Source organism: Litorivita sp. NS0012-18 (genome assembly GCF_040371945.1).
Classification (GTDB): domain Bacteria; phylum Pseudomonadota; class Alphaproteobacteria; order Rhodobacterales; family Rhodobacteraceae; genus Litorivita.
On sequence record NZ_BAABWS010000001.1, the window covers coordinates 558,093 to 571,336 of the forward strand.

The following is a 13,244-nucleotide window of genomic DNA, read 5'->3' on the forward strand; positions in this document are numbered from 1 at the left end:
CTCCTTAAGATTTCTGGAACATGGCAAGCATGCGCCGCGTGACGAGGAAGCCGCCAAAGATATTGATACCCGCCATGAAGACGGACAGTGCGGCCAGCAAGATCACAAGGCCGGAACCCGACCCGATTTGCATCAAGGCACCCAAAATGATGATCGACGAGATCGCGTTGGTCACAGCCATAAGCGGTGTGTGCAGCGAATGCGCCACGCCCCAGATGACTTGGAAGCCGATAAAGACCGACAGGACAAACACGATAAAGTGCTGCATGAAGCTGGCCGGAGCGACCAGCCCCACCGCCAAGAGCAATGCGCCCCCGATCGCCAACAGGCCGACCTGTTGCTTGGTCTGGGCCTTGAAGGCCGCCGTTTCTGCGGCGCGTTTTTCCTCGGGCGTCAGCTCCTTGACCGCTTCTTTCTTTTGCGCGGCAATGGCTTTGACCTTGGGCGGCGGCGGCGGGAAGGTGATCTCTTTGTCAAAGGTCACGGTCGCGCCGCGGATCACGTCATCTTCCATATTATGGTTGATCTGGCCGTCTTTTTCCGGCGTCAGGTCGGTCATCATATGGCGGATGTTGGTGGCATAAAGCGTCGAAGCCTGCGCCGCCATGCGCGATGGGAAATCGGTGTAACCGATGATGGTCACGCCGTTTTCCGTGACGATTTTCTCGTCCATCACGGTCATCTTGCAGTTGCCGCCCTTTTCCGCCGCCAGATCGACGATCACCGAACCTGGCTTCATGGATTGCACCATGTCCTCGGTCCACAATTCGGGGGCTTCGCGGTTGGGGATGAGCGCCGTGGTGATCACGATGTCCATATCGGGCGCGAGTTCGCGGAATTTGGCCAATTGAGCCGCCGCAAACTCGGGGCTGGACACAGCCGCGTAACCGCCGGTCGCCGCGCCGTCCTGCTGCTCTTCCTCAAAATCCAGATAGACGAATTCGGCGCCCATGGATTCGACCTGCTCGGCCACTTCGGGGCGCACGTCGAACGCATAGGTGATCGCGCCCAATGATGTCGCCGTGCCAATCGCGGCCAAACCGGCCACGCCTGCGCCCACAACCAGAACCTTGGCGGGGGGCACTTTACCGGCGGCAGTGATTTGACCGGTGAAGAAACGGCCAAAGTTGTTGCCCGCCTCGATTACGGCGCGGTAACCGGCGATGTTGGCCATCGACGACAGCGCATCCATCTTCTGGGCGCGCGAAATACGCGGCACCATTTCCATGGCGATCACATTGGCACCCTTGGAGGCGGCCAATTCCATCAGCTTTTCATTCGCCGCAGGATTGAAGAAGGAGATCAACGTCTGCCCTTCGCTCAATCGCTTGACCTCGGCATCCGTGGGCACGCGGACCTTGGCGATGATATCGCAGGCCTTGAACAGGGCCGCCGCGGTTTTCACAACCTCGACACCGGCCTCTTTATATAGCGCGTCCGAAAAGCCAGCCAGCGCACCCGCGCCGGTTTCAATCGCACATTCATAGCCCAGCTTTTGCAGCTGGCGCGCGCTGTCCGGCGTCATGGCAACCCGTGCCTCGCCCTCCAGCACCTCTTTTGGCGTTCCGATTTTCACGTTCTGCGTCCCCCTTTAGGTCGTCCTTAGGTCACATCTTGGATTCGGCGCGTTATATCCGAACCAACATAGGAATGGCCACGCAATATTATTGCGCAGCCGATTGAAAACTCATTTGCCCCACACGCTTTGCACTGTCAAATCCAACGCCGCGTCTTTTGGCTGTATTTCGCAAAAACGGTATGGAACTTGCGGCGCAATGCCTGCTCTTCGGGCAGGATAAAGCGTCGCTCGATGATCCAGATGAACAGCGGCACCAAGACCAAGGCCAAAACCGCATCCATCCACAAGATCGCGCCGGTCAAGATCAGCGCATCCCCGAGGTAGATCGGGTTGCGCGAGCGCGAAAAAATCCCCGTATCAACCAAGGCGTCGGCCTCGCGGTGCGGGATAATCGTGGTGCGTTTGCGGCGCATCTCCACTGCGGCCAGAACCAGCAAAAGCAGCCCCGCACCAATCATCAAGCCACCCATAAAATCCGCCCAATACCATCCGCGCGCCGCGCCAAAGCTAAGGCCAAAGGCGGCAAACCGCGCCTGCGCCCACGCGATGACAATCGCGGCGATCAAATAAACCGGAGGCATATCAATCCATTTCATGCGCACTTCATAGCTGGCTTTATCGGCAGGGCCAAGCGCGCCAAGGGTCTTAGTGGTCAAAATACGCAGTAATACGGATAGGCCGCCGCTTCGCCTGCCGCCAGCGGGTCACATTGAGGCCCCGCCGCGCGGCAAAACCGGCCCTAGTGGCGCTATTCCCACTCCATTTCCTCATAGACGCGGCCCGCATTTTTCGTCGCCAATTCATCGAATGTATCCAGATGCGCCCAGCGGCTTTGATCGATATAATAGGCGCTGGCCAAATCTCCGCCCGCCTCGATATGTGCGCCGATTTTTTCACGCAGATCAACGAGATAATCACGGGTATAGCGCCGCACCTGCGCCAGATTGGTCGGATGCCCGTGGCCCGGAATAATATAGGTCGGCGCCAATGGCTCAAGCCCGTTCTCCCATGTCTCGATCCAGCACTTCACGCAGGTATCGCCAAAAATCGGCGGCATCCGCTCGTGAAAGGCAATATCGCCCGCAATCATCGTGTTCCATTGCGGGATCCAGACCTGCGTATCGCCCGGACCATGGGCAGGGCCGAGATGCAGCACCTCGACCGTCACGCCGCCCATTTCGATCACCTTGCGATCCTCGAAGGTCTGCGTCGGCATCACAATCCGCGTGCCCTCGGCGCGCTCGCGGTTATAGCGCTCCATGGCCTGCAAAATGAAATCGCCGTTTTCCTTGACCTCCTGCGCCGCCTCCACATGCATCAAAATCTCGACGCCCTGATCGGCCCAATAGCTGTTGCCGAGGATCGCATGCCCCTGCCCGTTCTCGGAAATCACTAAACGGACGGGTTGGTCGGTGACGGCCTTGATCTCCGCGTGTAACGCCGCAGCCAAACGCGCCGATGCGCCGCCATTGACGACGATCACGCCGTCCTGCGTCACGATAAAGGACAGGTTGTTGTTATGGCCTGCGTTCTCATAGTTCGGCGGCGCGGTGGCCCCGATGGCCGAAAACACATGCGGCACAACTTCGACCGGCTTCTCGTAAAGCTCCGATTGCGGGTATTGGTCGGGAATATCCTCGCTCGCCCAAAGACCGCTGGCCCAAAAAGATGCGACCATCGCCGCCGTGATACTCCGCAACATGCCGTGCTCCTCCGCATATACTGGTTATGCGCAGGCTACACATTCACAAGCATGAATGTAACCCCCGTTTTTTCCGCCCCGCCTTGCGCCGCTTCGAAGCCTCGGTATGGTGCCAACAAAACCACATCTCAGGGAGGAGACATCATGGATCTGACAGGAAAACACGCCATCGTCACCGGAGGCGGCACCGGCATCGGCCTTGCCATCGCGCGCGATTTGGCCCGCGCAGGCGCACAAGTCACCATCACAGGGCGGCGTTTGGAGGTCCTCCAAGAGGTGGCCGAGGACGGCATGCACCCGATGGTCATGGATGTGACCGACGACAAAGCCGTCGAGCGCGTCATCGCCGAAGCGGTCGAATTGCGCGGCCCGATCCAGATTTGCGTTGCCAATGCGGGCATCGCCGAGGGGCGCAAGCTGCATAAAACCTCGACCGAATTCTGGCGCAAGATCATGGCGACCAATCTGGACGGTTGCTTTTATACGGTGCGCGAATGCTTGAAATCGATGACGACCACGGATTGGGGCCGCGTGATTGCAATCTCCTCGATCGCAGGCGTGCGCGGATCGGGCGGCGCGGGGGCCTATGCGGCCTCCAAACACGGGGTGATCGGCATGATCCGCTCCTTTGCCGAGGATTTCATGGGCGGGCCCTACACGTTCAATTCCATTTGCCCCGGCTATGTGGACACGCCGATTGTGACCCGAAACGTCGATGCGATCAAAGACCGCGCAGGCGTCTCCGCCGATGAGGCCCGCGATATGATGGTGAAACTGAATCGCCATAAGCGTTTGATTTCGCCTCAAGAAGTCGCCGCCTCGGCGATGTGGCTTTGCAATCCTTTGAGCGAAAGCACCAACGGACAGGAAATCCAGATCGCGGGCGGTCAGGTCTAGGCGCGCCGCGGCCTTGCGGGGCGGCCCAAGGCGGCCCCGCACCACATCACAAGGCCAAGCCTTGCACGCTCAACCCTTGCCCGAAAATCAGCGCAAGCCGCGCCGCGCCTGCTTGTAGCTCGCTGTAACTGCGGCTCGTTTTCTTGACGCCGTGCAGCGCCGCGAGCATGGTCGCCGCCAGCTCGGGCGCCCCGCCAAACGCCGCCAATTGCACCCGACCGGCCGCGCCCTCGGCGTCGAGCCAAGCCGCGTAAAGCGCCACAAGCCGCGCCTCGCCTGCCTCGATGATATCACTGCATTCGCTATCGGTGACGTCCAGCATCTCGCCGCCATGCGGTGAGTTGAGGATCAGTTCAAACGTCTCATCCGCATGGGCCGCAAAAGCCCGCGACAGCGCCGTGCCGATGCTGCCGCCTCGGTCCAATGCGGCCGCGACCCCTGCGGCCACGCCGTCGAAATAGCCCTGCGCCAAAGACCTGTAGATATCGCGCTTGTTTTTATAGTGTAGATAGAGCGCGGCGCGCGACATGCCCGCCGATTTGGCAATATCCTCCATCGATGTTCGCTTGAGCCCGTATTGCGCGAAACACAGGAGCGCCGCGCCCAAAATGGCGGCGCGTTTCGCCTCCACTGCGGCGCGCGCGGCATCGTCACCGGCGCGCATATCCGCCTCCAGATCACCGCCCCGATCCATTGTCTCTTGCGTCACACCCAAATGATAAGACCTTGATTGTTATTGACTATTGCAGATTAGCGGATCCGCGGGCGACCCAGCACGCTTGCCTCAGAAATCAAACTGACAAAAATCATTTATTTTGTCAATTGACGAGATGACAAAAATCGCCCACTTTGTCAAAAGCTCATTGCAATAGCCCAAAGGGAGGCATTTCTCATGGCCACAGTTTTGACCATCAATGGCGCAGAGCACAGCGTCGATTTGCCCGGAGATGTGCCGCTCTTGTGGGTGCTGCGCGATGCGGTCGGCCTGACGGGCACGAAATTCGGCTGCGGCGTCTCGGCCTGCGGCGCCTGCACGGTGCATATCGATGGCGAGGCTGTGCGCTCGTGCCAGATCGCTCTGGCCGATGTCGACGGAGAGGTCACCACAATCGAAGGCCTCGGAACCCCCGATGCGATGCACGCCCTGCAAACCGCTTGGGTCGATCATCAGGTCGCGCAATGCGGTTACTGCCAATCGGGGCAGATCATGCAGGCCGCTGCGCTTTTGGCGCAAACTCCCTCCCCGACGGATGGCGATATTGATGAGGCCATGCAGGGCAACCTATGCCGCTGCGGCACCTATCCGCGCATCCGCGCCGCCATTCACACCGCCGCCGCAACCTTGAAGAACGCAGGATAACACCATGTCAAAGCTTGGAAAAATCACCCGCCGCACATTCATGGTCGCCGGCGCGGCCGTTGTTGGCGGCGCCGCTTTCGGCATCTATACCGACCGGCGCACCCCCGCCAATCCGCTCGAAACCGGCGCGGGTGAAACCTCGCTCAATGCGTGGTTGATCATCGACCAAGAGGGCGTGCAAATCATCACCCCGCGCGCCGAGATGGGCCAAGGCACTCAAAGCACGCTGGCTGCTTTGGTCGCCGAAGAACTGGACGTGGCATGGGAAGACATCCGCATCCAGCACGGCCCCCCCGCCGAGGCCTATTACAACGGTGCGGTGCTTGGCAGCGCGCTGCCCTTCAAGGAGTATGCCCTGACCGAATTCCAAGAATCCGTGGGCGAGAACCTCGATTTCGTCGGCAAATTGCTCAAGATGCAGATCACCGGCGGCTCCACCTCCATGGCCGATGGTTTCACCAAAATGCGCATGGCGGGCGCGACGGCGCGCGAGGCGCTCAAAGCCGCCGCCGCCGCGCGGCTGGACGTCGCACCGCGGGCGCTCAAGACCGAAAACGGCATGGTGATCGCGCCGGACGGGCGCCGCCTTGGCTATATCGAACTGGCCGGCGATGCCGCAAACCACATGCCCAAGAGCGCGCAATTGCGCGCGCCCTCGGCGTGGAAATATCTTGGCAAAGCCATGCCGCGTCTCGATATGATTTCCAAATCCACCGGCACCGCGATGTTCGGCATTGATGCGCGTCCCGAGGGCGTCAAATTCGCCGCCGTGCGCATCAACCCGCGCCTTGGCAGCGCGATGATCTCTTTTGATGACAGCGCCGCGCGCGACATGGCGGGGGTCGAGAAGATCATTGATCTGGGCGATGGGGTCGCGGTGGTGGCCACCAACACATGGCTCGCCATGCAGGCCGTTGATGCGATTGACGTCACTTGGGGCGATGCGCCCTACCCCCCTGATACGAAAGCCATTTTCGAGCGGATCGAGGCAGCTTTCGACGGCAAGCCAAACGCCGTCTTGCGCAAGGACGGCGATGCGGATGCGCCTTTGCCCGAGGGGGCCGTCGAGATCACGGCGCAGTATAGCCTGCCCTATCTGGCCCATTCGACGATGGAGCCGATGAACGCCACCGCGCTTTACACGGGCGATGCGATGCAGATCACCACCGGCAACCAAGTGCCCTATTTGCTGCGCAAGAAATGCGCCGCAGCGGTGGGTTTGGATGCCGAAGCTGTCACCGTTGTCACCCCCGTCATGGGCGGCGGCTTCGGGCGGCGCTGCGAGACCGATTGCGCGGTTCTGGCCGCACGGATTGCCAAACAGATGCAAGGCACGCCGGTCAAGCTTACCTATAGCCGCGAAGAGGACATGCGCCACGATTTCTATCGCCCCGGAGCGATGGCGCGCTTTACCGGCGCGGTGGCCGACGGCAAAGCGGTGCGCATGGACGGCAAGATCGCGGCGCAATCGGTGGCCCAGCAAGGGGCGCAGCGGCTTATGGGATTTGCCCCTTCCGGCCCCGACAAGGCCCATCTTGAGGGCGCATTCGATCAACCCTACGCCATCCCCCATTACCGCATTGCGGGCTACCTTGCCGATCTGGATATTCCGGTGGGATTTTGGCGCTCTGTCGGCTCGTCCTTTAACGGGTTCTTCCACGAGAGCTTTATCGACGAGTTGGCCCATGCGGCGGGCGCCGATCCTTTGGCCTTCCGGCTTGAATTGATGCGCGGCGAAGACGCCCGCAGCGCTAAGGTTTTGGAAACAGTCGGGGAAATGTCAGGCTGGAATAGCCCCAAAGCGCCGAACACGGGCCGCGGCGTTGCCTTTACCCATAGCTTCGGCACCCCTGTCGCCGAGGTGATCGAAGTCGAGGACACGGGCAGCGGCATCCGCATCGCGCGCGCCTTTATCGCCTGTGATGTCGGCGTCGTGCTCGACCCCCAAAACGTCGAGGCACAGATGTTCGGCGGTTTGGTCTACGGCCTGTCGGCGGCGACAACCGGCGAGATCACCTTTGCCGACGGCGCTGTCGAACAGGGCAATTTTTATGACTACGACGGGCTGCGCATCTCTGCGATGCCGCAGGTCTCTGTCGCGGTGCTCGGCTCCGGCACAGCGCCCTCCGGCGCCGGAGAGCCAGGAACGCCGCCCGCCGCGCCGGCTTTGGCGAACGCCTTGTTCGACCTCACTGGCAAACGGGCACGCCGCCTGCCGCTTATCGAGGACTTCGACCTGATTTTATGATCAGGCCAGAGCGCCACGAGAAAGACCAAGGGGGGCCGCGTGCCCTCCTTTTTTGTCACGCAGGTTTTCGCAGCCGAACCTGATCGTCGGTCACGAAAATCAATGCAAAGGGTCATTTTTCAACCATGGTGCGCTGACGCGTGCCTTTTTTGCGTCAATCTTTGTCAAATTTGCCGCAATTATTTCTCAAATGCCCCCAATTGCGGCCATAGCTCTTGATTACACATGTAAAACATACGACCACGGTGGTCGAAGGGATGCGCTAAAGACGTCCCTCATTTGAGGTAAGGTGTCCGGAGCAAGCAGTGCTGGCTCTGGATTTAAGGAGCAGGCACGTCATGCCTACAGGGTATCTGGTCAATCTCGGCGATGGCTCGCTGGACACGGGAGACGTGGTTAACACGAGCTCCACCGTATTCACCACCGATCAGGTATTGGGAACCGGCACGGTCACATGGGTCGGCCGCACCAGCCGTTTTGATCGCACCACCGGCACCCAAACCAACACCGGCACCTATTACCTTGGCCAAGACGGCAACGTCTATTTCGTCTTTGATACCCAGCCCTATACATTCAACTCCGGCACCGCCGCCGCCGCCCCCGCCTATGCCGAGCCAAACGGTATTGTCGATGGCACGGCAGGTGATGACTATATTGATAGCAGTTTCGAGGACCTCTCTTTCGAGAGCGTCGACGATGGCACCGGATCGAATGCCGATAGCGTCGAAGCGGGCGCAGGCGACGATACGGTCATCGCCGGTCTGGGCAACGATGTGGTCCAAGCGGGCAGCGGCGCGGACAGCGTGTCGGGCGGCGAAGGCAATGACACCGTATATGGCGATTTTGGCGCGGACCGGATCGACGGGGGCACCGGCGACGATGTGCTTTATGGCGGTGGCGGCTCTGTTGACGGCACCCTTCCCACCTCCGAGACCCTGCAATGGGACCTGCAAGGCGGCGACGGCACAAACCTAGCTGGCGGCTTCACCCAAGACACCGGCGTGATGGATGTCACCTTCTCGGTGACCAATGACGGCAACAACAACCCCACCTACCAAGTCGAAACGGGCGACACGCAATATGTCGCCCCTGGCGAAGACTTTGACCCGCAATCCTCGCTCTTCTTGTTTGGCGACGGTGATGGGGCGACCTCGACGGTATCGCTGAACTTTGCGGCCAATGAGGTGGGCTACGACGATGCGGTCGAGAATGTCACCTTCCGGATCAACGATATCGATTGGGGCGCTGGCAACCACCGCGACGTTATTACCATCACGGCGCTGGACGCAAACGGCGATCCTGTTGATGTCATCATCACGCTGGGCGGCGGCGATACGGTTTCGGGCAATACCATCACCGCCAATGATGCGGCAGATAATCCCAATGAACTGGGCGGCTCTGCGCTGATTGAAATCGCCGGTCCGGTCAGCGATATTTCGATCTCTTACGCCAATGCTTTGAACGGCACGCAGGGCATCTGGATCACCGATGTCAATTTTGACAGCATCGTGGTCGATGATGGCGCCGATACAATCGATGGCGGCGCGGGCAACGATTATATTGACGGCGGCAGCGGCAACGACGTTCTCGACGGCGGCGAAGACAGCGACACCGTCCTCGGCGGCACCGGCGATGACAGCGTCGCAGGCGGCGACGGGGCCGACACGCTGGACGGCGGCGACGGGGCAGATACGCTTGCGGGCGGCTCGGACGCCGACAGCATCACGGGCGGCGATGGGGAAGATGTCATCGAAGGCGATGGCGCCACCCAAAAGCTCAGCAGCGAAAGCCTGAACTGGTCGGATATGGGCGCCGATGGCACGGCGGTGACCGGCTCCATCACCCAAAACACCGGCGAAATGGATGTCACCGTCTCCATCGCAGATGACGGCAACAATAACCCGACTTGGGCGATCGAAAGCACCGATACGATCTTTGTCGGCGATACCGAGCCGATGAGCGAGCAGTCCAGCCTCAATATGGCAGGCCAAGGCGACGGCGCGACATCGACCACCACCCTCGATTTTGCCGCTGCGACCGGATCGACCGCAAGCGACGAGGTGGAAAACGTTGTCTTCCGCATCAACGATGTGGATTGGGGCGCAGGCAACCACCGCGACGTGGTCACCGTCACCGCGGTTGATGCGGCGGGCGATCCTGTCACCATCACCCTCACCCCTGACGGCTCGGCCGCCGTGGTCGGCAATACCGTCACCGCTGGCGACGTGGAGACCTCGCAAGCCGATGAAGCCGGATCGATCCTCGTCGAGATCGCCGGTCCCGTCTCTTCGATCAGCATTTCCTACGGCAACGCCGATGTGAACACCCAAGCCATCTGGATTTCCGATGTGCATTTCGACGTCATGGAGCCCACCGTGGCGGGCGACGATACGATTGATGCGGGCGCGGGGGACGACACGGTCTTTGGCGATGGCGGCGCTGATAACATTGCCGCGGGCACCGGCGCGGATGTCGTCGATGCGGGCACGGGCAACGACACTGTCGATGGCGGCACCGGTGACGATACGATTGCGGGCGGCGACGGCGACGATAGCCTCGACGGCGGCGCGGGTTTTGACAGCATCACCGGCGGCATTGGCAATGACACGCTGAACGGCGGCGATGACGATGATACGCTATATGGCGGCGACGGCGACGATCTGATCGATGGCGGCGCGGGTGATGATTACCACCACGGCGGCGCAGGCGACGACACCTTTATGGGATCCGAAGGCGCCGATACGTTCAACGGCGATACCGGCATGGATTTTGTCGATTACTCGCTGTCCGATGCGGCGGTAAATGTCGACCTGACCGCCAATACCTTTAGCGGCGGCTATGCCACGGGCGATGTCAATGAAACCGGCGTCGATGGTTTGATCGGCTCGGATTTCGGCGATGTGCTGACCGGCTATGACGTCATGGGCGCCGATTACACCAACCATATCTATGGCGGCGGCGGTGATGACACGATCGACGGGCGCGGCTCTGACGACCTGCTTTACGGCGAGGATGGCAACGACAGCATCCTCGGCGGCACTGGCAACGACACCATCGATGGCGGCATTGGCGACGACAGTATCAACAGCGGCGCGGGCGCCGACCTTATCGGCGGCGGCGACGGGGATGACACGATCTCTATCGGCGGCGGTGACACGGCGCTTGGCGGCGGCGGCGATGATCTCTTTGTCATCGATGCGGCCACATTGGACGGCACCAATTTCTCGGTCGACGGCGGCGAAAGCAGCGAGACCGGCGGCGACTCCATGCAGCTCGCGGGCGTTCAAAACATCGTCTATGACGAGTTGGACCCCGAAAACGGCACCGTCACCTTCGTTGACGGCTCGCAACTGGCCTTCTCGAACATCGAAACCACCACCGTCACCGACCGAGACGGCATCGTCAGCGGCACGGCGGGCGGTGATCTGATCGATGCGGCCTATACGGGTGATCCCGACGGCGATGTGGTGGACGGCAATGACGCCATCCTCGTCGGCCAAGTGGGCGATGACGACAGCATCGAAGCGGGCGCTGGCAACGATACGGTTTTGTCCGGCGCTGGCGATGATGTCGTCCATGCCGATGCGGGCGATGACAGCGTGGTCGGCGGGGCGGGCGACGATACCGTCTATGGCGGCGCGGGCAGCGATACGATCACCGGCGGCGCGGGCGCGGATGTGCTGTATGGCGGCGATGACAGCGACACATTTGTGATCAACGGCGCAGGTCTTGGCGACGATACGATCGTCGGCGGCGAAGGCGGCGCGACCAATGTCGACACGATTGATCTGTCGGGCATGACCGGCCCCGTCACCATTGTCTTTAACGGTGACAAATCCGGCCTCATCTCTGACGGCACCAGCACCATCAGCTTTAGCGAGATCGAATATCTGATCCTGCCCGATGATGCCGATATGGTCGATATGGTCGGCGACAGCACCGGTATCACCGTCGAGGCGGGCAATGGCGACGATGTGATCACCGGCGGCTCGGGCAATGACAGTGTGCTCGGCGGCGATGGCGCCGATAGCCTGACCGGCAATGACGGCGGCGACACGCTGAGCGGCGGCGCGGGCAGCGATACATTGGACGGCGGCACAGGCGATGACAGCCTCACCGGCGGCGCAGGGGCCGATACGCTCATTGGCGGCGCAGGCAGCGATACGCTTTCGGGCGGCGGCGGCGGTGATGTGATCATGGGCGGCACCGATGCCGACAGCATGTATGGCGCGGGCGGCTCCGATACATTCGCCATCGAAGACAGCTTTGGCGATGATTACATCGACGGCGGCGAACCGGAACCCGATGTCGACATTCTGGACTTCTCCGCCCTGAGCACCGGCATTGACCTGACCGCGACGGATGGCGAAAGCGGCACCGCGACCGATGGCGTCTCTACCCTGACCTTTGACGAGATCGAAGGGCTGGTTCTGTCGGATTTCGACGATACGGTCGACGGGACACTGAATTTCGACAACTGGAGCGTCGATGCGGGCGCGGGCGACGATAGCATCACGCTGGGCGACGGCGACGACACGATCACCGCAGGCGCGGGCAACGATACGATGATCGGCGGCGAAGGCGCGGACGAATACTACGGCGGCCTTGGCGACGACGAAATCTATCTCGCGGGCGGCGATTATGCCGAAGGCGGCGACGGCGACGATCTGTTTATCCTCTCCGATCTGGCAGGCTCCACCGGCGATATCAGTATCGTCGGCGGCGAAGGCGGCGAGACCAACGGCGATGTGTTGAACGTGGCCGGGTTGGCCGATATGTCGACCCTCGTGATCAACGATCCCGACGGGGTCAACGGCGGTATGAACGGATCGGTCGCCCTGCTCGACGGCTCGGGCACGGTGCATTTCCAGAACATCGAACGGATCATCTGCTTTACCCCCGGCGCGCGTATCTTGACGCCCCGCGGCGAGCGCCCGATCGAAAGCCTGCGCGCAGGCGATATGGTCATCACACGCGATCACGGCCCGCAACCCATTCGCTGGATGGGCACGCGCACCGTCGAGGGGCGCGGCAATTTTGCCCCCATCGCAATCAATTCCAACGTCATGGAAGGCGCGCGGCGGCCCCTGCTCGTCTCGCCGCAGCACCGCATTCTGTTCACCGGCTACCGCGCCGAGCTGTTGTTCGGCACGTCAGAGGTTTTGGTCGCGGCCAAACATCTGGTCGACGGGCGCGATGTGCGGGTGCTCGAGCGCGAGAAAGTCACCTATTTCCACATGATGTTCGACCGCCATGAGGTCGTCTACGCCGAGGGCGCCGCGACCGAGAGCTTCCACGCCGCCGATCTGGGCATCTCGGCGATCTCCGACCAAGCGCGCGAAGAGCTTTTCGCCGTCTTCCCCGAATTGCGCAGCAACCCCAGCCAATACGGCGAGACCGCGCGCAAATGCATCAAGGCGCATGAGGCGAAGTTGATCCTGCCCTAGGTCAGGATCGC

General features: G+C 61.3%; 8 protein-coding genes. 4 read left to right on the forward strand and 4 right to left on the reverse strand.

What is annotated here, in order from left to right; translation table 11 throughout:
* Positions 1-4 precede the first annotated feature (4 nt).
* The 3 genes from ABWV64_RS02655 to ABWV64_RS02665 all read right to left on the reverse strand — a co-directional run bounded on the left by ABWV64_RS02655 (position 5) and on the right by ABWV64_RS02665 (position 3,281).
* Entirely contained in the window at positions 5-1,576 is a 1,572-nt protein-coding gene (locus ABWV64_RS02655; protein ID WP_353342728.1) for a Re/Si-specific NAD(P)(+) transhydrogenase subunit alpha, read from the reverse strand.
* 137 nt (positions 1,577-1,713) lie between these two features.
* Positions 1,714-2,175: a methyltransferase family protein gene (locus ABWV64_RS02660; protein WP_353344474.1), complete on the reverse strand. Its 462-nt coding sequence runs from the start codon at positions 2,173-2,175 to the stop codon at positions 1,714-1,716.
* A 152-nt stretch (positions 2,176-2,327) separates the two neighbouring features.
* Entirely contained in the window at positions 2,328-3,281 is a 954-nt protein-coding gene (locus ABWV64_RS02665; protein WP_353342729.1) for an MBL fold metallo-hydrolase, read from the reverse strand.
* 144 nt (positions 3,282-3,425) lie between these two features.
* Between ABWV64_RS02665 and ABWV64_RS02670 the strand changes: the two genes are divergently transcribed.
* The gene (locus ABWV64_RS02670; protein ID WP_353342730.1) at positions 3,426-4,178 is read left to right on the forward strand and encodes an SDR family NAD(P)-dependent oxidoreductase; all 753 of its coding nucleotides are present in this window, start codon (positions 3,426-3,428) and stop codon (positions 4,176-4,178) included.
* A 46-nt stretch (positions 4,179-4,224) separates the two neighbouring features.
* On the opposite strand, the gene ABWV64_RS02675 is transcribed toward ABWV64_RS02670, so the two are convergent.
* Positions 4,225-4,887 carry a TetR/AcrR family transcriptional regulator gene (locus ABWV64_RS02675; RefSeq protein ID WP_353342731.1) on the reverse strand — a complete coding sequence of 221 codons (663 nt, stop codon included), beginning with the start codon at positions 4,885-4,887 and terminating at the stop codon, positions 4,225-4,227.
* Positions 4,888-5,070: 183 nt separating this feature from the next.
* Between ABWV64_RS02675 and ABWV64_RS02680 the strand changes: the two genes are divergently transcribed.
* The 3 genes from ABWV64_RS02680 (at position 5,071) to ABWV64_RS02690 (ending at position 13,233) form a co-directional block, all read left to right on the forward strand.
* The gene (locus tag ABWV64_RS02680; RefSeq protein ID WP_353342732.1) at positions 5,071-5,538 is read left to right on the forward strand and encodes a (2Fe-2S)-binding protein; all 468 of its coding nucleotides are present in this window, start codon (positions 5,071-5,073) and stop codon (positions 5,536-5,538) included.
* A gap of 4 nt (positions 5,539-5,542) precedes the next feature.
* Positions 5,543-7,786 carry a xanthine dehydrogenase family protein molybdopterin-binding subunit gene (locus ABWV64_RS02685; RefSeq protein WP_353342733.1) on the forward strand — a complete coding sequence of 748 codons (2,244 nt, stop codon included), beginning with the start codon at positions 5,543-5,545 and terminating at the stop codon, positions 7,784-7,786.
* A gap of 338 nt (positions 7,787-8,124) precedes the next feature.
* Positions 8,125-13,233 (forward strand): Hint domain-containing protein, encoded by a 5,109-nt coding sequence (locus ABWV64_RS02690; RefSeq protein WP_353342734.1) that lies wholly within the window; start codon positions 8,125-8,127, stop codon positions 13,231-13,233.
* Positions 13,234-13,244: the final 11 nt, after the last annotated feature.

What these genes read in the sequence shown, in the direction of transcription:
- ABWV64_RS02660 (WP_353344474.1), bottom strand. Translation starts at nt 2,175, where the DNA reads ATGAAATGGATTGATATGCCTCCGGTTTATTTGATCGCCGCGATTGTC.
- ABWV64_RS02665 (WP_353342729.1), bottom strand. Translation starts at nt 3,281, where the DNA reads ATGTTGCGGAGTATCACGGCGGCGATGGTCGCATCTTTTTGGGCCAGC.
- ABWV64_RS02670 (WP_353342730.1), top strand. Translation starts at nt 3,426, where the DNA reads ATGGATCTGACAGGAAAACACGCCATCGTCACCGGAGGCGGCACCGGC.
- ABWV64_RS02680 (WP_353342732.1), top strand. Translation starts at nt 5,071, where the DNA reads ATGGCCACAGTTTTGACCATCAATGGCGCAGAGCACAGCGTCGATTTG.
- ABWV64_RS02685 (WP_353342733.1), top strand. Translation starts at nt 5,543, where the DNA reads ATGTCAAAGCTTGGAAAAATCACCCGCCGCACATTCATGGTCGCCGGC.
- ABWV64_RS02690 (WP_353342734.1), top strand. Translation starts at nt 8,125, where the DNA reads ATGCCTACAGGGTATCTGGTCAATCTCGGCGATGGCTCGCTGGACACG.